The sequence below is a fragment of the Clostridium sp. M62/1 genome (assembly GCF_020736365.1).
In the GTDB taxonomy this organism is placed as follows: Bacteria; Bacillota; Clostridia; order Lachnospirales; family Lachnospiraceae; genus Otoolea; species Otoolea saccharolyticum_A.
Map to the genome: position 1 here is coordinate 659,412 of NZ_CP085988.1, position 22,906 is coordinate 682,317.

The window sequence follows — 22,906 nt, forward strand, 5'->3', positions numbered from 1 at the left end:
GTTACCCCTTTATGATTTTCTCAAGCTGCATTTCGGTCGCGTTAGGCAGACGTGATTGCAGATGTTTTAGAATGCGTTCTTTGGATTCCTGCGGGTCTCGCTGATAGGCAGATGTGATAAGGTCGTACCCGAAAAGTTCTTCCGGCGTCGCATACTCTGCGACACCCCAGCCATAAGGTCTTCCGTATCTGTCCTGCATATAGACGAAATCCGCGATGCAGACATAGCTCTGCATTTGCAGCCGCGTGATGCACGTCTCAAAACCGGTGTTGCCGCCCTTGCGGTAGTTCAGAGCCTCTTTCAGCCGTTTGGAAAGCATCCTGCCTTCACCGGCTATGGCTTCATAAAGCTCCTTGTCCTTGTAGGACGCCAAGCCGTCATCCCAACGGGCGTCAAAGTTATAGCCGTCACGCCGGAAGTTCGCAAAGTCCGGAATCCACTCCCGACTCACAAATCCAGCCTTCTTGTTGAAAAGTTTGCCGTAAAGACATTTGCCGCTCCGCGCAGCCGGTCCTTTCCATTCCCACGGACCATCTACATCATCCGCAAACCATAACTCAGGTGGGCAAAGTTCCTCGATGGAGAAGCCGTGAATCTCGTTCCGAAAGAAGGGCAGAAAGCCGTATTGCTCGACGGCGGCAATCAAACCATCTGCACTATGTAGTTGTCTGGCATATCTCTTTGACATTACTCCGCCTCTTCAATCACGCCATAATCAATCAGGATGTTCTTCTCCGCATACTGCGGGTAAACAACACCCATCATCTCATACTGATAACGTCTTACGCGGCGATGCTCCTGAATTGGTTCCGGTGCATACGCAGCGGTTTCGCAGTGCGTATACTCCGGCATTTCCGCAAGATCATCCCGAACGGCACGGATAAGCGCGTTTGCCACATCATCAATGCTCTTGCCGGTTTCCACGGCAACCAGTTCGTGGTTCCGGACTGCCTTGTCCAGATTACCGGGGGAACGGAACAGTTTGTACTTCATCATGCACGTCCTTTCTCTATGTATCGTGGTTAGTGTTCTTCTGAAAGCACCTTTTGCAGCTTCTTGACATCCGACTGCGTGACGAGGAACAAGTAGAGAGAACCCAGTTCAAGAATGAAGTCTCGATCAATTTCCACGAAGTTCTTTTTTAGCTTCCGGACTACAAGCTCAAGCAAGTCTATAAACAACGGCTCATCAAAGGGCGCGTATTTTTCAAACCTCTTTTTGGTATCACCCCACGTCGGAGCCGGTTCACCCTCACGACTTGTCAGTGCTTCGCAGAAAAGCATACTGACAGCCAATTTCCGATCACCGTCTTCAAGCTCTTTCATGTAGTAGCGCAGGATGTCCTCCTTGTCTTCAAGCGAGAGAAAAGCACAGTTGTCATCCTTTTCAGAGGCAATCAGTTCCGCAATCAGTTCTCGCCAGACCGCATATCCGGCGTTGATCGCGCCGTCTTCTTCACTGCTCAGAGTATCATCCATGCAGTAGCGTTTGTAGAAGTTATCTCCGCCAAGCTCATTGCGGGTACAGAAGATATGCGCCAGCTCATGCAACAGGATGTGATAGAGCGTTGCGGGGGATCTTTCAACATCTGTGCGCAGAAGGATTCCGTCCACACTGTTCTCGCCTTCACCAACAAAGGCGGAAGCATGAAAGTCAAAGTAGCCGTCCTCTTTATATTGATCTGTCAGGCGATCCGGGAAATACTGCTTGCAGAACTGCTCAAAGACTTCCTGCTGGTTTTCCGTCTGAAAGCAGCGCAGCACAAGGTTGTCCTCGCTGAACTCCGTTCCCATGCGTTCGTTGAGGGTTTCAGCCGCACAGAGAAGAGCCTCTTTATATTCGTTGTATTCCATCCTGAGAATATCCTTTCAAGACCTGCAATCACAGCAGTTTATCTGATGTCTTTGCAGAAATTTGAAGGCAGCAGCTTTTCCAGACAGTCTGTAATTGCGTCAAGTGTCTGCCTTTCTTTGTCCATTGCCATAACCTCATAGAGAGCGACCCGATATGCCGTAGTGCGGTCGAGTCCAAGTTCATGCTCAATTCGATTAAGTACGGATTTCGTTCTTTGTATGTATTCTAACTCAAACATGGGCGTATCTTCGCTCGGTGTCACAGCAGAAGTTTTGCTTGCATTCTTCTCCATAATACACATAGCCTCCCTTACGCCTTCACAAAACGAACTACACTCAGCGGCAGATACCAGATAGCAACTGCCAGCTTCCAGATCAGAATTACGCCGCCGATCAGACCGCCGAGGACAAGGTTGAGTGCGACAACACCTACTGTCCCGGAAATACCAAAGCCAATCGGGATAAGCGTGAACATCTTTCCGATGCCGAACGGCACTCCGCAAGCAAGCCAAATCAGGAAATAATCCGGCGTTCCGTTCTCAACGAATATGCGGCTGAAAACAGAAAACAGCAGGAGTGCAACAGCGACCGGAACCACGGTCTTCTTCATGAAGTCTTTCATAACTTCGCTTCTTGTCATACGCCACCTCTTTATTTCAAAAAATCACTTCGGTAATCTATCCGGCGTAGGTCATGCCCTGTCTCTGCCAGATGCGCAATCTTCAAGGCAATCAAGTTGATGTCTGTGTGCATTGCCTGTGCAATCTGCGCCGAAGTGTACCCATAATCGTAAATATACTCAAGCACCTCGTCGGAATTAAGTAATATCTCAGCCGCAACAATGTTCGCCTCGTACTCAGGGATAGAGTTCATCTTGTAAAGCACAAACTCCTGCAATCCATCACCTTTTGCAAGTGCGCGGTGCAGTCGGTCGTGACCGATCTCATGAGCGCATACAATACGCTTCGTTTGCGGACTTAAATCCTGATTCAAGAAAATAAAGCGATTTTTCTTGACAACGCGATACATTCCTTTGAGTTGCCCGAAGTTTTCGCAATCATCCAGAACAATGATGCCCAGCTCTTTTGCTATCTGAAAAGGATCTCGTGTGCCGCAGCGTCGTACAAGATCGCTGCCAACTTTTGATAGCTGTTCGGCATTCATCGCGCCACCTCCATTCGTGGATCATCATGATCAATTATAAAGAACACCCTGTACAAAAATCCGGACTTATTCCTCCGGCTGCTCTTTCCGATATTTTTTTGGCGTGTACTTCTTGTTCTTTTCCTTTGCAATCCAATAGGCTCTGGTGAGTGCTTGCATCGCGCCGTCAAGCGCATCCTCACTGAGCTTACCTCCCGCGAACATACCGGTGACTTCACTCACCAGTTCGTCTATTTCACGCGCCGCTTTTGCTCCGCCTTGTTCCTGTGCTGCGAGAACGAGCATTCCGCCGTTGCCGAGAAGATACTCCGGCGTTGTGTTCAGAGCTTCGGCAAGTTTTTTTACAATGTCGTATTTTGTCGGTTTTCGAGTGCCAAGCTCATAATTTTGAATTGTCCTTGCAGTAACAGAGACTTTTTCTGCGAGAGCGGCTTGCGTCAGGTTTGCCTCCACTCTCTTCTCTTTAAGCCTGTCTTTGAATCCCATAAGGCACCTCTTTCTTAAATTTTCCGTGAACACGAACAAAACTTTCGTCTATCTTATTGACGCGAACATGATGTTCGTGCTATACTATATTTACACGAAATCTCTGTTCGTAATTATGATACCACACGAACGATGTGTGTGTCAATAATGTTGAGGAATTTCGTGTCGAAAAACAGGTAACTTTTTTATGAACGGAGGTAGCTCATGAACTGCTCGAAGTGCCGAAAAGCGTATGTTTCGGTAAATCTCGATGTCGATGAGGAAGGTGCAATTCAGCCCCGGCTCATCCGTTGGAAGGACGGTTTGATTTTTCAGATCGACCAGATTCTTTACAAATGCCGCGCCACATCCAAGAAGGTTGGTGGTGGCGGCATCCGTTACACAGTCATGATTAAAGGAAAGGAGTCGTTCCTTTTTCATGAAGGAGACAAGTGGTTTGTCGAAGCAAAGGAGAATGCCCGGTGATCTTATCTCAGAAGCAAATCGAAGAAATTGCAGCAGCCGTCACGGAAGACTTCAACAAGTTTTTCTTCGGCACGGAGTCCGAGGAAGTCCGTATGGCTCGTGCCACGCCGATTGATCAGTTCGCAAGAGACTATCTCGGCTTGCAAGTGTCTTTTGCCCGACTTTCCTCTGATGGAAGTATCTGCGGCTTGACTGCCTATACTGATACAGAGTACATCGTTGAGGAAAAGGGTGTCAGGCGAACACTTCCGCTCAGATGTAATCAGGTGTTGCTCGATGAGAGCTTCATCCGTCAAGGGCAGATAAAGAAGCTCTGCGGGAAGCGGCGCTTCACGCTTGCCCACGAATGCGCTCATCAGATTCTCTATCAGATGGAATCCGATGAAGTCAAGCAACGCTGCAACCGGCAGTATTCCGCACGAACAGCCTATTCGCTGCGTGATCTCAAAACACATGAGGACTGGAATGAATGGCAAGCAAACGTCCTCGGAGCGGCAATCCTGATGCCGCAGAAAGAAGTTGACCTTGCCGCGTGGTATTTCATCCCTGAGAAGAAGCTGACGTCCTATGGCGGCTACTTTACATACCGGGATCGCCTGTCGCTCAGAGCGATATGCGCTCAACTTGGTGTTTCCCAGTCCGCAGCCGTCATCCGTCTGCGCCAGCTTGGTTATCTCGAAGACCGCCCATATTCAGAGTTCGATGATCCGACGGAGGTATGGGCATGAAAAAGAATATCCGTGTTACTGAACCGTCTGCTGAAATGCAGATGAAGATCAGACGGGCGCGTATCGCCATCGCCAGCCAGAAGAGGCGAACGATGGAATGCCCGTACTGTCATCACAATACCATCATCGTTTTTGAGGACACAAGAGGTCACGTTCAGGCAAAGTGTAAGCTCTGCGGAAGAGAAACCGTCTTCAATGTTCTCAGTATGAGAAGGTTATATCTCCACCTCAACAGAGGATAAGGAGTTTAACAAATAAATATTTGATAGCTGTGCTGTGGAGCCGCTGACTGGTGAGTCTTCCTAATGCCGCATGAACAGAGTGTTCGCACTCTGTTTTATCGGCATGGGATCACAACTCACCGTCATGCGGCTCTTTTTTAGGCTTGTCCATCCGCTGCTCCGCGCCAGCGGAAAGGACAAGCAATGAAACGAATCCCTAAAACCCCTGTCGAGTTCGACTACGACCTCTGGACCACGGAGGACGGAAAGTGCATGGTGCGCGTGAAAATCACCGGCGAAGTAACGGAGGTTGACCGTGAGGTCATGAAAATCCTTCGTGTTGAAGAAAAGCGAGTTCGTCGTAGCTACGGGACAGATGATGTCTATGCGGATGAACCGTCCGATTCTACTCCGACGTTGCTCTCACTTGATGCGATTCCCAGCGAAGAGCGTGAGGCATCTGCATGGCTCATGGATCCAAGTGACTTTACCAAGGAGACCGCGTTCAACGCTGGTGTGTCAGATTTCTTGAAGTATCTCACAGCGAATCAACAGAGGGTGTTCATTGAGTGCTTCTTGAAAGGGCAGAGCTACAAGGAATACGCAGAAGAAAATGGCATCCGCGCTCAAAGCGTTCAGGAAACCGCAAAGTACGTCAAGCGGAAAGCAAAAAAATTTTTCAAGAAATTTTGATGCGACCCCTGTTTTTTTCTAAAAAAATGTCCGTTGTAAAGTGAAGGGGTCAATCAGACCGCTTCACTGATCCTTGAAAACTGAATAGTTCAGTGCTGCGGATCCTTCCGCTTTTGCGAAGCAACACAGCTTCCGACGCCAAGACCTCCCGAAAGGGAACGAGCGACCTCCGGAGAGCTATAACAGCCGTGTGGTGCGGCTGCTTGCGACGATGCAGATGCCGGGTATAATGATACTTCCGTCTTTTCTTTGAAGGGGCGGCTCGGAGCGATCCTCGGAGGGGTGAGAGTCCCATGATACCGATTGACCATTGGTAGTCCGCAGCATTCCCAATTCGGCAGGGGCGCGAGCTGCAAATATGCCGGAAGTAGAACACTGTGAAAACGTCCGAAAGGACTTATCAGTGAATACTATGGGCAGCGGTCCTCATGACTGCTGCCTATCAATTTGCTGATAAAGTGTTCTCGCGGCTTAACGCATAAGAAGGTAAATATTGGGTAAGAATACTCGTGAAAAGGCGGTGATGTTATGGAGAATGAGAGAAGCAGAAAAGAACTTCTCGACTCCTTGGTGGATATTCGGGACGTCAAAATTGACCGTTCCATGTCGGTAGAAGATCGGATGAAATCCTATGTGGAGCAGATCAAAAATCCCTATATGTTTAAGGTCGGCAACACGGTAGTTAGGGTTTCCTACGCAAATACTCAGGCTACGATCAATGACAATTTCGTAAATCTGCTTGCAAGTATGTGAGAAAGCCGTCGGATAACCCCAAAAGAATCTTTTTTGTGAACAAATCTGAAAAGGCTGGATAATTGCTTTGGACTGTGCTATAATAAGCATGGACAAAATCAGCGAAACACCACTGCTACTTTAGTTTTCGGGTTATCAGACCGGAATAAAGTAAGGAGTGGCGTTTTATGCTGAAATTATCTTTGGATAAAGATTATAAAGCCGCCATCTACCTGAGATTATCAAAGGAAGATGGCGACTTTTCTATTTCCGGCGAAAAACTTGAGAGTGACAGCATTTCAAACCAGAGAATGCTCATCAAGGAATACCTCAAGAAGCACCCGGAAATTACCGTAGTAAAAGAATACTGCGATGACGGCTTTACCGGCGCAAACTTTGAGCGTCCTGACTTCAACAGAATGATGGAGGCTGTCCGCGCTGGCTTGGTTGACTGCATCGTGGTGAAAGACCTTTCGCGTTTTGGTCGTGAGTATATTGAGGCTGGTGACTACATCCAGAAGATATTCCCCCGCCTCGGTATTCGCTTTATTGCAATCAACGACAACTATGACAGCGCACAGCCCGGAGCGGCAGACAACGAGCTTGTCCTTCCGTTCAAGAACCTGATGAACGATTCCTATTGCCGTGACATCTCCATCAAGGTCAGATCAAACCTTGATGCGAAGCGACGGAACGGACAGTTTGTCGGCTCTCGTGTGGTTTTCGGGTATCTGAGATCACCGGACAACAAGAACCAGTTGGTGATTGACCCGGTTGCCGCGCCGGTTGTGCAGGACATTTTCAAGTGGAAGATAGAGGGGCTGTCTCCGGCTCAGATCGCAGACCGGCTTAATGACGCCAATGTCCCTTCTCCGATTGAGTACAAGAAGGCGAATGGCTCAAAGCAACGCACCTGTTTCCAGACGAAGAAGGTCGCTCTGTGGAGTGCCGTTGCGATATATCGCATTCTCAAGAACGAGATTTATACCGGAACACTGGTACAGGGCAAAACCACTTCTCCGAACCACAAGGTCAAAAAGACCATAGTGAAGCCGCAAAGCGAGTGGGCGCGGACAGAAAATGCCCATGAGCCTATCATTGCTCATGCTCAATTCGATCTTGTTCAGAAGCTCATGCTTGATGATACAAGAAGCCCGTCCGGTGCAACCGGCGTCCATCCGTTTTCCGGGAAGATTTATTGTGCTGACTGCGGAAGCCCGATGGTACGCAGAGTATCACGCTGCGGAGAAAAGGAATATGCCTATTTCATCTGCGGTGGCAACAAGAGCGACAAGACCTCCTGCTCGGCTCACAGCATCAAAGAATCTGTTGTATATGACGCCGTTCTCGCTGTTGTTCAGGGACATATTGATGCCGCTATGAACATGGCAGATGCGTTGAAGCGGATTGATGATATGGCTTGGGAAAACCGTGAGATTGAGAAGATCAAAGCAAAAATTTCGTTTCAAGAAGAAATCATTGATAAGAACCGCCGCTTGAAAACCGGTGCTTATGAAGACTTCAAGAGCGATTTTATCAGCCGTGAGGAATACAAAGCCTTCACAGCTCAGTTCGACCAACAGATCAAGGAGGCAAGCGACACCATTATGCGGCTCACCAGTGAGCGAAACAGCGTGATGGGTGGGCTGGCAGAGCAACAAAGCTGGCTTGAGCAATTCAGAAAATACGCAAATATCAAGGAACTCACTCGAAGCACCGTGGTCAACCTAATCGACTATATTCATATTCGAGAGAACAAAGACATTGATGTCGGTCTCATGCACTGTGACCGCTTTGCATCTATCGTCGAGTTCCTGCGCGAACGTCAGGAAAAGGAGGACGCGAATAAAGTCATTCGCTTTGAAAGGAAGGTGGTCTAATGGCACGAGTATCGCGGAAAAAGCAAAATCTCCCTACCCCAGCAGTTGATACTCCTATCCGCCGCTGGAAAACCGCTCTATATGTCCGCCTCTCCGTCGAGGATAACGGAAAAGGTTCGGACTCAATTGAGAACCAGACCACGCTCCTTGAAGACTATATTGCGTCACGTTCGTATCTTGAGAAGACGGCGCTGTTCGTTGACAACGGCTATACCGGAACCGATTTTCTCCGTCCAGAGTTTAACCGGATGATGGAAGCCGTCAAGATGGGCATTGTAGATTGCATCGTGGTGAAGGACTTATCCCGTCTCGGCAGAAACTATATCGAAACATCTCAGTTCATTGAAAAGGTCTGCCCGTTCTTCGATCTGCGCTTTATCTCCGTCAATGACTCCTTTGATACTGCGACGGTAACAAGCGAGGGGCATTTATCCGCCTCCCTGTCGAACATCGTCAATGATTTTTATGCGAAGGACATCTCGCGCAAGGTCACAACAGCCCTTCAAGCGAAGATGGAGCGCGGGGATTATATCGGAAACTATGCACCGTATGGTTATCGTAAAGACCCTGAGAACAAGAACCATCTTCTGATCGACCCTGAGACTGCGCCGATTGTTGTCCAGATATTTCAATGGAGAGCCGAAGGTGTCAGCTACATGGGCATCAACAAAAAGCTCAACGACGCCGGTATTCTTTCCCCCAGTCAGCTCAAACGGGAGCGTGGGGTGGAAACGAACTTCAATAAGAAGGATCGGGTCATTCTGTGGAACAAGCACATGATAACCGAAATCCTTCAAAACATCGTCTATATCGGGCATTTAGCTCAGAAGAAAGGCAGTCAGTGTCTCTATGGAGGCATCCCTTATCACATCACGTCCGAAGACGAATGGATCATCGCAAAAAACACCCATGAACCACTTCTCAGTGAAGAACTGTTTGAAAAGGTGCAGGAGATCAACCGTGCAGCCGTAGAACGCACGAGAGCCAATTCAGGCAAGTACGATCATCTACCCAAAGCGAAAAATATCTATGGGAAGAAGTTTGTATGTGCCGAGTGCGGAGCAATTATGAAATTGCAGCGTTCCATCAGCACGAAGAAGGACAAGGTGTATTTCACCTTCAAATGCCCGACCTACGCCGAGCATGGAACAAGAGGTTGTTCCGACGTGAAAATACGGAAGCAGGATCTTGACGATGCAGTTTTTTCCTTCATCAAGTCTCAGATGGAAGTATTCCTCGATATGGAGAAGACGCTTCATTCTCTGCTGGCAATGAAAAAAGTCATGGTTAAGCAAGACAATACCGTTCAGGAGATACGGACACTGCGTCAAAAACTTGCGCAAAAGCAGTCCCTCCTTAGCGGTATGTATGTTGATCTCAAGGAAGGATTGCTCTCTGATGCCGAATACAGCCATCATAAAGAGATCGTCATGGAGGACATCCGGGCGATTGAGAGAAACCTATCTGAGCTGGAAGCGCCAAAGAATCAGACAGAGGAACAGATTACCGGCGAAATGAAGTGGAAACAGATGATCCGCCGTTTCCACGACGCGACGGAAATCTCCGAAGAAATGGCAGACGCTTTCATCGAGACCATGAAAATTCATGAGGACGGCACATTGGAAATCAAACTCAGCTATATGGACGAGTTTGCAGCACTTACGAAGACTTGCGAGAAAATCAGGAAGGAGGTTGCTTGATGAAGCAGCAAATCGCAATTTATCTGCGCTTGTCGCTTGAAGACGTTGACAAGCGCACAAACAAAATCAAGGACGAGAGCAACAGCATCGCATCACAGCGTATGCTCATCAATCGTCATCTGGATCAGAATCCGCTTCTCTGCGATCTGCCTCGTATAGAGTTCTGTGATGATGGCTTCTCCGGTACAAACTTTGATCGCCCTGACTTTGCAAAGATGATAGAGTATGCGAAGCATGGGGAAATTAGCTGCATTGTAGTGAAAGACCTTTCCCGTTTTGGGCGAGACTATCTTGAAGTTGGTGACTATTTGGAGCATATCTTCCCGTTTCTCGGCATCCGCTTCAAGTCTATCAATGACCACTATGACAGTGCGAAACATGAAGGCAAGACTATCGGTATGGATATTGCCTTCAAAAACCTCATCTACGACTATTACAGCAAAGACCTGTCCAAGAAGGTCAAGTCTGCAATGGGAATGAAACAGGAGAAGGCAAAGTTTGTGAACACAGTCCCATACGGGTATAAAGCCGATCCTGCTGACAAGCATCACCTTATCATCGACGTGGAAACCGCTCCGATAGTCCACCGTATTTTCATGGAAGTGATTGGTGGCAAGTCTTGCACACAGATTGCAAAGGAACTGAATACGGAGGGCATTCCAACACCCGCCCAGCATAAAGCCGTGTCCAGAAAGGCGTCTTCCAAGAAGCCCCAGTGGACACATCGCGGTATTCTGACTATGATAGAGAGCGTGAAGTACACTGGAACAATGGTCAACCATATCCGCGAAAGCAGATTCATCCGTGACAAAAACCAGCGGCGCGTTCCCAAAGAAGAATGGTATATCCGCGAAAATGCGCATGAGGCGATTGTGACAAAGGATGAATACGAACAGGCACAAGAGGCAATCCAGAGGCGTAGAAAGTTTGTCCGAAGCTCCCATGACCAGTCAGACCGAGTTTACTTCTGCGCCCATTGCGGCGGAAAACTTGAGAAAGCCAATGGAACCGTATTTGCCTGTCCATCCCATCGGTATCACGATGGAAGCCCGTGTGAAAACGTCCGCTGGCGGAAAAGCGCACTTGAAGAAATCGTCTTTGAAGCACTGAAAAGACAGATCGAGATCGTCAGTGTTGAATCCGCAGCCGTCAGAAAGGCAGCGAAAAGCAAAGGTGAAAGTCTGGAAAGACAGCTCGTCCTGCTGAAAGCTCAGTATGATGCCTGTGATCGTGAGAAGTTTACGATTTATGAAAACTACCGTGAAGGGAAGCTGACTCCGGAAGAGTATCTGTCCGGCAAAGACGCCCTTGCACAAAAACAAGCCGCCCTGAAAGAGCAGCTTGAATCCTGTGAAACCCAGCTTGAGGTCTTCCATCAGCAAAGTCTCGATGCAGAAGAACGGCATGAAGCAGCAAGCCGGATGACCGGCTTGTCTGATGACAAACTTAGAGAGCATCTGTATGATGCAGTTGAACGTGTACTTGTTTATGACACTGAGACAATCGAGATTGTCTGGAAGTTCAACGAATCAAAAATCGACACCGATGAAAACATCGGAGTTGCGAATTGACTCCGGTGTTTCATTTCGGGGCAAATCTGTCGAATTTGCTCCTAAAATAACATAATCTATCGAAACCTCGTAGGTGCATCGTAGCGCCGTCCGGAAAGCCCAGAGTCATTGATATTAAAGGCTTTTCGGATAGTTTGTAAAATTTTTTTGCACCTACTTGACATAAAGGGATGACCTGGGCCGCGTTGTAATCCCCAAGGAGATCAGGCGCACCCTTAGGCTTCGGGAGGGAACCCCTCTGGAGATCTTTACAGACCGGGAGGGGGAAATTATCCTGAAAAAATATTCCCCTATGGTAGAGCTGACTGCCTTCGCCTCCCAGTACGCCGAGGCTATGGCCCAGAGCACGGGCCTTTTAGTGTGCATCACAGACAGGGATCAGGTGATTGCAGTGTCAGGAGGACCCAAAAAAGATTATCTTCAGAAGCCTGTCAGCAGGCAGCTGGAAACCCTCATCGGGGAACGCCAGATTGTGACGGCGGGAAAGGACGACAGAAATTTTATTCCCATTATCTCCGAAGAGCCGGAGGGCGTAACGGCACAGGTGATTGCCCCCATTATCTGTGAGGGAGATGCCATCGGCGCTGTGGCGCTCCTGAGCCGGGAGTCCAGAATAAAATTCGGAGAGCCGGAGCTGAAGCTGGTCTCCACAGCCGCCGGTTTTCTGGGACGTCAGATGGAGGGCTAAGGAGATTTTAAGAGCGGATGTCCAGGGCGTCCTTCAGGCAGGGCTGGCTGCGGCAGTTCAGTCCCATGCTGCGAAGGATGCCTTTTTTGTTCTGCAGGAGAGACCTTGTTCTTCCCTTTCCGGGAGAGGATGTGTTACAATCCATAGGTAAAGAAATCCGAAGGATAGGCATTATGCTGAAAGGGGGAAGCGGCTGTGGAAGAATATCTGAGAGAAAAGAAGAGAGAATATTCAGAGGAGAGGAAGGCTCCGTACAGTCTTGAGGATCTGAGAAACATTATGAGGATCCTCCGATCAGAGGAGGGCTGCCCGTGGGACAGAAGGCAGACCTTTGAGAGTATGGTCTCCTGTGTGACAGAGGAGGCCAAGGAGGTGGTTCAGGCTGTAAAGCAGCAGGATATGGACAATCTCTGCGAGGAGCTGGGAGATCTGCTGTTTCAGGTGGTATTTTACAGCCAGATGGCGCAGGAGCAGGGCCTCTTTACTTTTGAGCAGGTGGTGGACGGGATCAGTGCCAAAATGGTCCGCAGACATCCGAAGGTTTTTGGAGGAAGAGTGCCGGAAACAGACGAAAAAGAAGGCAGCCAGTGGGAGCAGATAAAAAGGGCTGAAAAAGCTGAAAAAGCCCGTGCCCAAAAAGCTAAAAAAGCATAAAAAACCTTGACAAAGCAGGTATAAATGTATATAAATGTAAGGTAAAGTGTTTAGCGGTTTAGCAGGAGTAATACTGCTGTTTTGGCCTTCGGGCTTCAGGGCAGCCAGGACTCATTCGCAAGAAGATGTAGGAGGAATCAATCATGAATAAGACAGAGTTAATCGCAGCTGTAGCTGAGAAGGCAGAGCTTTCCAAGAAGGACGCAGAGAAGGCAATCAAGGCTTTCACAGATACAGTTTCTGAGGAGTTAGTTAAGGGCGGAAAGATTCAGTTAGTTGGTTTTGGAACCTTTGAAGTTTCTGAGAGAGCAGCAAGAGAGGGAAGAAACCCGAAGACAGGCGAGACAATGCCGATCGCAGCTTCCAAGACACCAAAGTTCAAAGCTGGAAAAGCGTTAAAGGATATGGTAAACGCATAATTAAATGAGATTAGATAAGTTTTTAAAGGTATCGCGTCTGATCAAGCGCAGAACAGTGGCCAACGAGGCCTGCGATGCAGGGCGAGTGCTGGTCAATGACAAGGCAGTCAAGGCATCCTATGCGGTGAAAACAGGGGACATCATAGAGATTCAGTTTGGGGTGAAATCTGTGAAGGTGGAAGTCCTCGATGTGGCCGAGACGGTGAAAAAGGATGACGCGAAGGAACTTTACCGTTATTTATAACATAAAGAGACAGACCTCCTAATATATTTAACAATAGTTAAATATGTCAGGAGGTTTTTGTTATGGAAGAAAAGATAAACCGACGTCCCCACCGGCTGGATCTGATGAACCGGGGCAAGGGCAGCGTGACGGGAATTCAGGACGTAGTGGCTTTTGACGAAAATCAGATTGTTCTGGACACAGACATGGGCCTTCTCACGGTCAAGGGAAAAGGACTGCATGTCAGCCGCCTGACGCTGGAAAAGGGAGAGGTGGATATAGAGGGGATGGTCGACAGCCTTACCTATTCGTCTAATGACAGCTACCGCAAACAGGGGGAATCGCTGTTTGCCCGTCTGTTTAAATAGAGGCGGCCGTATGGATACAATGTACACGGAGCTTTCTCTTGCGGCGGCCGGATTCGTTCTGGGGATTTTTTTGATGGCGGTCTACGATGTACTGAGGCTGTTTCGGTTCCTCGTTTCTCATACTCCCCTTTGGACAGGCCTTGAGGATGTAGTCTATTGGCTGTTTTCCGGCATTTCCTGCTTTGCGCTTCTGAGTGTAAAAAACGGGGGAGAGGTGAGAATCTACATTATTGCCTCTGTGCTCATCGGAATGCTTTTATGGGACAAAACCTTCAGCCGGATTCTGCCTGCCCTATTGAAAAAAGTGAAGAAATATTTTAGAATGAAGAAAAGATGAAGATGCAGGAGCTTACAGCTCCCCAGACAAGCAGAACACGTAAAGGAGGCGGCCTGAGTGAAGAAAAACAGCAGAACAGCGAGAAGAAAGAAGAAGGAGAGAGCCGCCAACCGTCTTGCCCTTACAGGCATCACCCTGGTTGTGCTCAGTCTGGCTATCACAGTGCATTTAAGCGGGATCTCCCTGAAGGAAAGGGATCTGCAGTACCGCCTCCGGGAGGAGCAGCTGGAAAAGGAGAAGGCTGCAGAGGAAAAGCGGGCGGAGGATCTGGAGGAGTACCGGGTTTACGTCCAGACAAAAGAATATATAGAAAAAGTTGCGAAGGAAAAGCTGGGACTGGTCAATAAGGACGAGATCCTTCTGAAGCCGGAAAAGTAAGAGGATTGCAGAAATTGCGCAGTCCAGGCAGAACAGGAGAGAATCCTGTCACTAAATTTTTCAAAAGACGCCGCAGATTTGACAAATATTTCCCTCCGGCCTGTATATAATAGGGTTCACGCAGGTCAGGAGGGGATTTTTATGCTTGGAAAGAAAATACATAGAGATATGGCTGATGTGAATGTCTACACGGCGAAGCGGCTTCGGGAGATGGCTTGCTCCCTGAGCGGCCTTGCCAGAGCCTTTACGGACGAGGTGGGGGCAAAGCGTCAGCTGAGCTTTGAGGACGGCCTTGCGGCCATGCAGACGGCGGGGGCCATGGTGTGCGGCGACTGCAGCAAATGCAATCTGTATGAGACAGGACAGAAGGAGGACAGCTATTATCTGTATTACCTTCTGAGGGCGTTTGAGCAGAAGGGGAAGGTGGACGAGGAGGACATGCCCAGGCTGTTCAATGAAACCTGCCGCAGGAGGGAGGAGTACTTAAGTCAGCTTAACAGGAATCTGGGGCGGGCCACCATGAATCTCACCTGGAAAAACCGATTCTTGGAGAGCAGGGACGCGGTGATTGTGCAGTTTCGTGAGATGGCGTCCATTCTCGAGGAGTTTTCCGGCCAGATGGAGCAGGCGGCTGATATTACAGGAAACTATGAGGACAGCGTGCGGTATCTGTTCAGGCGCCACCACATGAAGGTGGAGAATATGCTGATACTGGAATATGAGAATGAGCAGAGGGAGGCGTATCTGACTGTGAGAACTCTGGGCGGCAGGTGTGTGACCTCCAGAGATGCCTCGGACATTCTGACCCGAGCGGTGGGAGGACGCAGATTCGGCATCGCAAGGGACAGCAAGAGCATTATCACAAAGAGGACAGGCACCTTCCGCTTTGTGGAGGAGGGGAAATACCAGATGATCCACGGAGTCGCCAGGGCGGTAAGGAATGGAGAGCTGATCTCCGGCGACAGCTTCACCTTTAATGAAAATCTGCCTCATCAGGTCATCATGAGCCTGTCGGACGGAATGGGGAGCGGGCCGGCGGCCTCAGCCGACAGCAGCCGTGTCATAGAGCTGACAGAGCAGCTTCTGGAAACGGGCTTCTCCGCCAGGGCGGCCCTGAAGCTGGTAAATACCGTACTTCTGCTGGCAGGGATGGAGCAGAATCCGGCGACGCTTGACCTGTGCTGCATTGATCTGTGCACGGGGGTTTTAGAGAGCATGAAGCTGGGGGCAGTGGGTACCTTTATTATGGGCCGGGAGGGAGTGGAGCTTCTGGAGTCGGGAAATGTCCCCATGGGAATTATGAATACGGTGGAGCCAATTCTCCTGTCCAGGAAGCTGTGGGATAATGACAGGATTATCATGGTCAGCGACGGAATCCTTGAGGCCCTGCCGGGGGAGGACAAGGAGCAGACGTTCTGCGAGTTCCTAAACGGGCTGGACGTTCAGAACCCCCAGGATATGGCAGACGAAATTCTGCAGTTTGCCCTGTCCTTCTGCTCTGTCCCGGCAGATGATATGACAGTGCTGGTGGGCGGTGTGTTCGGAAAGTAGGCACAGTAAACAGATGGAACGATGAGGGGCCGCAGACGGAACGATGAGACGGAATGAGCGAGGAGACGGAACGAAAGAGGAGAGAGGAAGGGATAGGATGAGAGAAAAGGTTTCCAGATACATGGAGAAAAACGGCATGCTGAAAGCCGGGCAGCGGGTGGTGGTGGGCCTTTCCGGAGGCGCGGACTCTGTCTGCCTTCTGAGCCTTCTTACAGATATGAGAAGCAGCCTTTCCATACGGCTGAGGGCCGTGCATGTCCACCATGGCCTGAGAGGACAGGAGGCAGACAGAGATGCCGATTTTTCCCGGGAGCTGTGCAGGAAACTGGATATTCCCTTTATTTTAAAAATGGAAAACGCGCATCAGGAGGCGCAAAATCGCCGGATCTCCGAGGAGGAAGCAGGCCGGCTTCTCAGGTATGAGGCCTTTGAGCAGGAGGCGGCCAGGTGGGAAGAGGAGGAGCGGGAGCAGGAAGGAGCGGCACTTCCTGTGCGCATAGCAGTGGCCCACCACGGGGATGACAGCGCGGAAACCATACTCTACCATCTGTTTCGCGGAAGCGGCCTCAGGGGGCTGGCCGGAATTGCGCCGGTACGGGGGCGGGTGATCCGGCCCCTTTTATGTGTTTCCAGACAGGAGATTCTGGAATATCTGAGGGAAGAAGGCCTCTCCTATGTGACGGATTCCACAAACCTTCTGAACGATTACACGAGAAACCGGCTCAGAAATCAGATTCTTCCCATGGCGGTTCAGGAGATAAACCGGGGGGCGGTGGAGCATATTTTAAGGGCCGGGGAGATCATAGGGGAAGCGGATCAGTTCTTTCGGGAACGGGCCGGGAAGTTTCTGAAGAAGGAGGGAATTTGGAAGGAATCCTGTCTGGAGAAGAGCCGGATGCTGGCTGTCCCTGTTTCAGCCCTCGGGAGCCTGGCGCATATTGAACAGGGCTATGTGATCCGGGAAGCATTTTCAGAACTTGGCTGGCCCCTCAGGAATATCGATGCCTCCCATATTGAGTCCATCCTGTCTCTGCTGGACGGGAGAACAGGGGCAGGGGCGGATCTGCCGGGAGGCGTGAGGGCAGAGCGGGTCTATGAAAATCTGGTTCTGAAAAAAAAGGAGAGGGCAGCGGCAAAGGACGGTCTTCCCCGCCTTTCTATGGAAGTAATCCCCCGGGAAAATCAGGCCGAAATTCCCAAAAACAGGTATACGAAATGGTTTGACTATGATAAAATAAAAGATACGTTATCTGTCAGATACCGCCTTCCCGGAGATTACATTACCCTGAAGGGAGGGGGGCGTAAGAGCCTGAAATCCCTGTTTATCGATGAAAAAATTCCCCGGGAAATGAGAGGGAGCATTCCCCTCCTGGCTGAGGGAAACCATGTCCTGTGGATGATAGGGGGAAGGATCAGCGAATACTATAAGGTAACGGAACAGACTAAGAGAATCTTAAAAGTACATTTAGATGGAGGTACAAACTGTGGCTGACAAAATCCGAGTTTTATTGACAGAAGAAGAGGTAAATAAAAGAATCAGCGAAGTGGCTGCTCAGATCAGCAGTGATTACAAGGGCCGTCCGGTTCACCTGATCTGTATTCTGAAGGGAGGAGTATTCTTCACCTGCGAGCTGGCAAAACGCCTTGACCTGGAGGTGTCCCTGGATTTCATGTCTGTTTCCAGCTATGGCTCCGGCACAGAGTCCAGCGGAATCGTGAAGATTGTCAAGGATCTGGATGAGCCTCTGGCGGGCAAGGATGTGCTCATTGTGGAGGACATCATTGACTCCGGACGCACACTGGCGTATCTGATCGAGGTGCTGAAGCAGAGAAATCCAAAGAGCATCCAGCTGTGTACGCTGCTTGACAAACCGGAGAGGCGAGTGAAGAAACAGGTTCAGGTAAAATACACCTGCTTTACGATTCCGGACGAGTTCGTCGTAGGCTACGGACTGGACTATGATCAGAAATATAGAAATCTGCCGTACATCGGCGTGGTGGAAGTATAAGGAGGAAGACCGTTGAAACAGAGACAGCCATTTGGAGGATTTCTCCTCCTCTTACTGGCATTTTTTATGCTCGGTATGATCTGGATGAAGACGCCGAACAGCTTTCTGGGAAATGAGGCCATGACAGAGCAGGATGTGATGGTGGCGCTTGAAAACGGAAGCATAGAGAGAGCCTTGATTTTACCGAACGCGGAAAATGATACTGGGCGGCTCAAGCTCTGGATGAAATCCGGGGAGCAGGAGGAGGTAAACGTCCTGAGTGTAAGCCAGTTTGCCTCGGATTTTCAGAAAGAGGGGATTCCCTATGAGGTAAACGATATCCCAAGAGAGAACAGTATGCTGAACATCATCCTGCCGGTTCTCCTTTCCGCTGCCATTCTGGTGGCATTCTTTATGTTTATGAATACCAGAAATGCAGGCGGAAGCAACGCCAAGATGATGAATTTCGGCAGAAGCAGAGCCAGGATGACCCGAGACAGCAAGGTGAATTTTACTAATGTGGCGGGGCTCAATGAGGAGAAGGAGGAGCTTGAGGAGATTGTGGATTTCCTTAAAAATCCCCAGAAATATACAGGCGTCGGCGCCCGGATCCCCAAGGGAGTGCTTTTGGTGGGCCCGCCTGGAACGGGAAAGACACTTCTGGCCAAGGCCATTGCCGGGGAAGCCGGCGTTCCCTTCTTCTCCATCTCCGGTTCAGACTTCGTGGAGATGTTTGTGGGAGTAGGCGCATCCCGTGTCCGCGATCTGTTTGAAGACGCGAAGAAAAATGCACCCTGTATTGTGTTTATTGACGAGATTGACGCAGTGGCCCGTCAGAGAGGAACAGGTATGGGCGGCGGCCATGACGAGAGGGAGCAGACCTTAAACCAGCTTCTGGTGGAGATGGACGGCTTCGGAGTGAACGAGGGAATTATCGTGATGGCTGCAACGAACCGTGTGGATATCCTTGACCCGGCCATTCTGAGACCGGGGCGCTTTGACAGAAAGGTGGCAGTGGGAAGGCCGGATGTCAGAGGCCGCGAGGAGATTCTGGCAGTCCACACCAAGTCAAAGCCTCTCGGAGATGACGTGGATCTGCACCGGGTGGCCCAGACCACGGCAGGCTTTACAGGTGCTGATCTGGAAAACCTGATGAATGAGGCGGCTATCAATGCGGCGAAGGAGAACCGGAAATATCTTGTCCAGGCCGATATTGACAGAGCCTTTATCAAGGTGGGAATCGGAACAGAGAAAAAGAGCCGGATTATGTCGGAGAAGGACAGGAAGATCACAGCCTACCACGAGACAGGCCACGCAATTCTGTTCCACGTGCTGCCGGAGGTCGGCCCGGTGCACACCGTCTCCATTATCCCTACAGGAACGGGAGCAGGAGGCTACACCATGCCTCTGCCGGAGAAGGATGAGCAGTATATTACAAGGGGCAGGATGCTCCAGCAGATCATGGTATCCCTGGGCGGAAGAATTGCCGAGGAGCTGATGTTTGACGACATCACTGCCGGGGCGTCCCAGGATATCCGCCAGGCTACGGCCATAGCCAGGGCCATGGTGACGGAGTACGGTATGTCTGACCGGATTGGTATGATCAATTACGGAAATGAGAGCAGCGAGGTCTTTATCGGACGGGATCTGGCCCATGCCAGAAGCTACGGCGAGGAGGTCGCCACAAAGATTGACGAGGAGATCAAGCGCATCATTGACGAGTGCTACAAGAAGGCGAAGGAGATTATCATGGAGCATGAGGAGGTTCTTCACCGGTGCAGCAGCCTGCTTCTCGAAAAGGAAAAAATCGGTCAGGCTGAGTTTGAGGAGCTGTTTGACGAGACTGTGGAAAACAGTGAAAAGACGGAGCAGAATGCCTGAAAACAGGGTGTTTTCGGATGACTCTTTGATCGTTTGTGCGAAATGGCGGCTGATATTTTCCGGGGTTTTGGCAGCGGTTCGCGATATGCACAAAAAAGCCTTTGAAATTCTCTTATGTTTGTGCAGACTTATTTTATCGCCTATGCTATTATAATACACGTAACCCCCCCAATACATTATATAGTTTTTGCTACACCCCATAAAAACGAAATACCTTCTCCTAAAAAGGCCAGCTTACCCCGCTGGCCTTTTTACTTGCAGTCATTCAGTCTCCCGCTCTGCGGCAGCAGTCTGAACGGCTGCTTTTACTTTCTTTAAATCTTTCTTTTCTGTTGTGTATTGGCATAGGATGGGATAAAATATAGAAAAAGATAACAAAAAGCAGCTTACCTGAGCGCGCGGCGGACAGGCGGATGCAGCTGAAGCTGGCCGGACGGCTGAAGGCGCAGGGAAGAGAGTAAGGGAATGATGATGATGAAGATTAACAGGGAAGCGCTGTTCTGTGATGAGACGGAGGACTACAGGAGTCCCTATGAGCCGGATACGGGGGATACCGTGTGTTTCAGGCTGCGCACAGGGCGGGACAATGCAGACTCTGTTTTTTATTTAGAGCCTGATACAAAGGTGAGAAGGCGCATGAGACGCGTGTTCAGTGAAGGACGGTTTGACTACTATGAGATAACGATGGAGCTGGGGGAAGGTCCCGTTTCCTACTGCTTTGAGATCCGCCTGGGCAGTGAAGTCTGTTATTACAACCGCCTGGGGCCGGAGGACAGGGCGGATGCCTCCTATGCCTTTGAGATTATCCCCGGTTTTCACGTGCCGGAGTGGGTGAAGGGCGCCGTTATATACCAGATCTATGTGGATCGCTTCTGCAACGGTGATCCGACCAACGATGTGGAAACGAATGAATATATCTATATCGGAAGCCCTGTTCAGAGAGTCTCCGACTGGGAGGAGCTTCCGGAGAACCTTGATGTGGGCCGGTTCTACGGAGGGGATCTGAAGGGAGTCTGGAATAAACTTGATTATCTGAAAAGTCTGGGAGTTGAGTGTATCTATCTGAACCCGGTTTTTGTTTCCCCGTCCAATCACAAATATGACTGCCAGGATTATGAGCACATCGATCCTCACTACGGAGTCATCGCGGAGGATCTGGATCTGCTGGTGGACCCCAACGACATGGACAATGACATGGCCGGCAAATATGCCACCAGAACGGCTGACATGACAAACTTAAAGGCCAGCGACGATTTTTTTGCCGCCTTTGTGGAGGCTGCTCATGAAAAGGGGATCCGGGTGATCGTGGACGGCGTATTCAACCACTGCGGTTCTTTTAACAAGTGGATGGATGCAGAGCTGCTTTACCAGCACGAGGGAAATTATGAGCCGGGCGCTTATGTTTCGGCCGACAGCCCGTACAGGAGCTATTTCAAATTCAACAATAAGGACGGCTGGCCCTTTAATGACAGCTATGACGGCTGGTGGGGCTTTTCGACCCTGCCCAAGCTCAACTATGAAGAATCGGAGAAGCTCTGCGAGGCCATTATGAATGTGGCCAGAAAGTGGGTGTCTCCTCCCTTTAACGCTGACGGCTGGCGCCTTGATGTGGCGGCAGACCTGGGCAGGAGCAGTGAGTTCAACCATAAGTTCTGGAGAAGATTCAGGGATGCGGTGAAGAAAGCTAACCCGGAAGCTGTGATCCTGGCAGAACACTACGGCGATCCGTCCAGCTGGCTGGATGGCAGCCAGTGGGACACGGTGATGAATTACGACGCCTTTATGGAGCCTGTTTCCTGGTTTCTGACAGGGATGGAAAAGCACAGCGATGAGGCGAATGAGAGCCTTTTTGGAAACGGCGCGGCATTTTTCGACATGATGCGCTACCATATGTGCAGGATGCAGCCTCAGTCAATCCAGGCGGCTATGAATGAGCTCTCCAACCATGACCATTCCCGGTTTATGACCAGGACAAACCGCCGGGTGGGACGCCTTGCCAGTGCCGGAGCCCAGGCGGCGTCAGAGGGCATAAGCTACGGCATATTCCGCCAGGGAGTGGTGATGCTGATGACCTGGCCGGGAGCGCCCACCATTTATTACGGAGACGAGACGGGACTCTGCGGCTGGACGGACCCGGACAACAGAAGGACCTACCCCTGGGGGAAAGAAGATCAGGAGCTGATCGAGTTCCACCGGTATATGACAGGAATCCATAAGCGGTATCCAGCCTTCAGGAAGGGATCGGTGAGGAAGCTGCTGGCAGAACAGGATCTGATCGCCTATGCCCGGGTGGTGGAGGGCTGGAAGCCCGGAAGTCATGCACAGGCTCTGGGAAGGGGCTTTGCCAGAGCAGACTTTTCCTGTCTGGAGACAGGGGATACAGGGCATCTGTCAGAGCAGTTCAACAGAGAGCGGCGGGAAAATGAGAGCCGGGCAGTGGTGGCTGTCAATACTGCCATGGAGGAAAAAGTGGCGGAAATTCCTGTCTGGCAGGCGGGAATTACAGACGAGATGGAGCTTCACCGCCGGATGCTGACCTATGAGGAGGGCTATAATGTGGGCCGCATCATCTATGAGGTGAAGGACGGGATGGCAAGGATTTCTGTCCCGGCCAGGGGAAGTATAGTCCTGGTGGCAGTGAGAAAACAGGAGGATGAGGCGTAAGCTATGGATGGAGCCTCCTGCAGAAAGAAAAATTTGCCCAAGCTTTCCCCATGGCTGAACGGTTACTATTTTATTTTGAAAAGTGCTTGATTTTTTGATAAAATTGTGTTATTATCTAACACGGTTACAAATCAGCCTGGATGGATTCCCGAGTGGCCAAAGGGGGCAGACTGTAAATCTGTTGCGACACGCTTCGGTGGTTCGAATCCACCTCCATCCATTTCAGCACAAGGATGCTGATTCCCAAAACGGGATACCATAT

27 protein-coding genes and 1 tRNA gene are annotated in these 22,906 nt (G+C 50.2%); 21 read left to right on the top strand and 7 right to left on the bottom strand.

The window, feature by feature from the left end:
• Window position 1: 1 nt before the first annotated feature.
• From LK436_RS03470 to LK436_RS03500, 7 genes are all read right to left on the bottom strand, one after another.
• Entirely contained in the window at window positions 2–688 is a 687-nt protein-coding gene (locus LK436_RS03470) for a hypothetical protein (protein ID WP_008396789.1), read from the bottom strand.
• Complete coding sequence (locus LK436_RS03475) at window positions 688–993, bottom strand: hypothetical protein (RefSeq protein ID WP_044930953.1); 306 nt, start codon at window positions 991–993, stop codon at window positions 688–690. The genes LK436_RS03470 and LK436_RS03475 overlap by 1 nt, the downstream gene beginning before the upstream one ends.
• Before the next feature lie 29 nt (window positions 994–1,022).
• On the bottom strand, window positions 1,023–1,853 hold the full coding sequence (locus LK436_RS03480; protein WP_008396787.1) for a hypothetical protein: 831 nt from the start codon (window positions 1,851–1,853) through the stop codon (window positions 1,023–1,025).
• A gap of 38 nt (window positions 1,854–1,891) precedes the next feature.
• Window positions 1,892–2,146 (bottom strand): hypothetical protein, encoded by a 255-nt coding sequence (locus LK436_RS03485; RefSeq protein ID WP_008396786.1) that lies wholly within the window; start codon window positions 2,144–2,146, stop codon window positions 1,892–1,894.
• A 17-nt stretch (window positions 2,147–2,163) separates the two neighbouring features.
• Window positions 2,164–2,493, bottom strand: coding sequence for a DUF6050 family protein (locus tag LK436_RS03490; protein ID WP_008396785.1), 330 nt, complete (start codon window positions 2,491–2,493; stop codon window positions 2,164–2,166).
• A gap of 11 nt (window positions 2,494–2,504) precedes the next feature.
• The gene (locus LK436_RS03495; RefSeq protein WP_008396783.1) at window positions 2,505–3,017 is read right to left on the bottom strand and encodes an ImmA/IrrE family metallo-endopeptidase; all 513 of its coding nucleotides are present in this window, start codon (window positions 3,015–3,017) and stop codon (window positions 2,505–2,507) included.
• A 66-nt stretch (window positions 3,018–3,083) separates the two neighbouring features.
• A complete protein-coding gene (locus tag LK436_RS03500; RefSeq protein ID WP_008396781.1) occupies window positions 3,084–3,503 on the bottom strand; it encodes a helix-turn-helix domain-containing protein in 420 nt (139 codons plus the stop codon).
• A 204-nt stretch (window positions 3,504–3,707) separates the two neighbouring features.
• On the opposite strand from LK436_RS03500, the gene LK436_RS03505 reads away from it, so the two are divergent.
• The 21 genes from LK436_RS03505 to LK436_RS03605 all read left to right on the top strand — a co-directional run bounded on the left by LK436_RS03505 (window position 3,708) and on the right by LK436_RS03605 (window position 22,864).
• Window positions 3,708–3,968 (top strand): hypothetical protein, encoded by a 261-nt coding sequence (locus tag LK436_RS03505; protein ID WP_008396779.1) that lies wholly within the window; start codon window positions 3,708–3,710, stop codon window positions 3,966–3,968.
• Window positions 3,965–4,696, top strand: a complete 732-nt coding sequence (locus LK436_RS03510) for an ImmA/IrrE family metallo-endopeptidase (protein ID WP_008396777.1) — start codon at window positions 3,965–3,967, stop codon at window positions 4,694–4,696. The genes LK436_RS03505 and LK436_RS03510 overlap by 4 nt, the downstream gene beginning before the upstream one ends.
• Window positions 4,693–4,938 carry a hypothetical protein gene (locus LK436_RS03515; protein ID WP_044930861.1) on the top strand — a complete coding sequence of 82 codons (246 nt, stop codon included), beginning with the start codon at window positions 4,693–4,695 and terminating at the stop codon, window positions 4,936–4,938. Before LK436_RS03510 ends, LK436_RS03515 begins: the two co-directional genes overlap by 4 nt.
• Window positions 4,939–5,121: 183 nt before the next feature.
• On the top strand, window positions 5,122–5,610 hold the full coding sequence (locus LK436_RS03520) for a sigma-70 family RNA polymerase sigma factor (protein ID WP_008396775.1): 489 nt from the start codon (window positions 5,122–5,124) through the stop codon (window positions 5,608–5,610).
• Window positions 5,611–6,138: 528 nt separating this feature from the next.
• Window positions 6,139–6,363 carry a DUF6870 family protein gene (locus LK436_RS03525; RefSeq protein WP_008396774.1) on the top strand — a complete coding sequence of 75 codons (225 nt, stop codon included), beginning with the start codon at window positions 6,139–6,141 and terminating at the stop codon, window positions 6,361–6,363.
• 167 nt (window positions 6,364–6,530) lie between these two features.
• Entirely contained in the window at window positions 6,531–8,222 is a 1,692-nt protein-coding gene (locus tag LK436_RS03530; RefSeq protein ID WP_008396773.1) for a recombinase family protein, read from the top strand.
• Entirely contained in the window at window positions 8,222–9,922 is a 1,701-nt protein-coding gene (locus tag LK436_RS03535) for a recombinase family protein (protein ID WP_008396772.1), read from the top strand. Before LK436_RS03530 ends, LK436_RS03535 begins: the two co-directional genes overlap by 1 nt.
• Window positions 9,922–11,493, top strand: a complete 1,572-nt coding sequence (locus tag LK436_RS03540) for a recombinase family protein (RefSeq protein ID WP_008396771.1) — start codon at window positions 9,922–9,924, stop codon at window positions 11,491–11,493. The genes LK436_RS03535 and LK436_RS03540 overlap by 1 nt, the downstream gene beginning before the upstream one ends.
• A 175-nt stretch (window positions 11,494–11,668) precedes the next feature.
• On the top strand, window positions 11,669–12,181 hold the full coding sequence (locus LK436_RS03545; protein WP_044930859.1) for a stage V sporulation T C-terminal domain-containing protein: 513 nt from the start codon (window positions 11,669–11,671) through the stop codon (window positions 12,179–12,181).
• 195 nt (window positions 12,182–12,376) lie between these two features.
• A complete protein-coding gene (locus LK436_RS03550; protein WP_008396768.1) occupies window positions 12,377–12,835 on the top strand; it encodes a MazG family protein in 459 nt (152 codons plus the stop codon).
• A gap of 143 nt (window positions 12,836–12,978) precedes the next feature.
• A complete protein-coding gene (locus LK436_RS03555) occupies window positions 12,979–13,254 on the top strand; it encodes an HU family DNA-binding protein (RefSeq protein WP_008396767.1) in 276 nt (91 codons plus the stop codon).
• 4 nt (window positions 13,255–13,258) lie between these two features.
• The gene (locus LK436_RS03560) at window positions 13,259–13,498 is read left to right on the top strand and encodes an RNA-binding S4 domain-containing protein (protein ID WP_008396766.1); all 240 of its coding nucleotides are present in this window, start codon (window positions 13,259–13,261) and stop codon (window positions 13,496–13,498) included.
• 62 nt (window positions 13,499–13,560) lie between these two features.
• The gene (gene yabP / locus LK436_RS03565; RefSeq protein ID WP_008396765.1) at window positions 13,561–13,845 is read left to right on the top strand and encodes a sporulation protein YabP; all 285 of its coding nucleotides are present in this window, start codon (window positions 13,561–13,563) and stop codon (window positions 13,843–13,845) included.
• Window positions 13,846–13,855: 10 nt separating this feature from the next.
• Window positions 13,856–14,182: a spore cortex biosynthesis protein YabQ gene (yabQ, locus tag LK436_RS03570; protein ID WP_008396763.1), complete on the top strand. Its 327-nt coding sequence runs from the start codon at window positions 13,856–13,858 to the stop codon at window positions 14,180–14,182.
• Between the two features lie 57 nt (window positions 14,183–14,239).
• Window positions 14,240–14,560, top strand: a complete 321-nt coding sequence (locus LK436_RS03575) for a septum formation initiator (RefSeq protein WP_008396761.1) — start codon at window positions 14,240–14,242, stop codon at window positions 14,558–14,560.
• Between the two features lie 141 nt (window positions 14,561–14,701).
• The gene (locus LK436_RS03580; RefSeq protein ID WP_008396759.1) at window positions 14,702–16,111 is read left to right on the top strand and encodes a SpoIIE family protein phosphatase; all 1,410 of its coding nucleotides are present in this window, start codon (window positions 14,702–14,704) and stop codon (window positions 16,109–16,111) included.
• Window positions 16,112–16,208: 97 nt separating this feature from the next.
• Entirely contained in the window at window positions 16,209–17,603 is a 1,395-nt protein-coding gene (tilS, locus tag LK436_RS03585; RefSeq protein ID WP_227910167.1) for a tRNA lysidine(34) synthetase TilS, read from the top strand.
• Window positions 17,581–18,120: a hypoxanthine phosphoribosyltransferase gene (gene hpt, locus LK436_RS03590; protein WP_008396757.1), complete on the top strand. Its 540-nt coding sequence runs from the start codon at window positions 17,581–17,583 to the stop codon at window positions 18,118–18,120. Before tilS ends, hpt begins: the two co-directional genes overlap by 23 nt.
• A 66-nt stretch (window positions 18,121–18,186) precedes the next feature.
• Window positions 18,187–19,980: an ATP-dependent zinc metalloprotease FtsH gene (gene ftsH, locus LK436_RS03595; RefSeq protein WP_008396756.1), complete on the top strand. Its 1,794-nt coding sequence runs from the start codon at window positions 18,187–18,189 to the stop codon at window positions 19,978–19,980.
• A 465-nt stretch (window positions 19,981–20,445) separates the two neighbouring features.
• Window positions 20,446–22,644 carry a glycoside hydrolase family 13 protein gene (locus LK436_RS03600; RefSeq protein WP_008396754.1) on the top strand — a complete coding sequence of 733 codons (2,199 nt, stop codon included), beginning with the start codon at window positions 20,446–20,448 and terminating at the stop codon, window positions 22,642–22,644.
• Between the two features lie 138 nt (window positions 22,645–22,782).
• Window positions 22,783–22,864 (top strand) — tRNA-Tyr (locus LK436_RS03605).
• Window positions 22,865–22,906 lie beyond the last annotated feature (42 nt).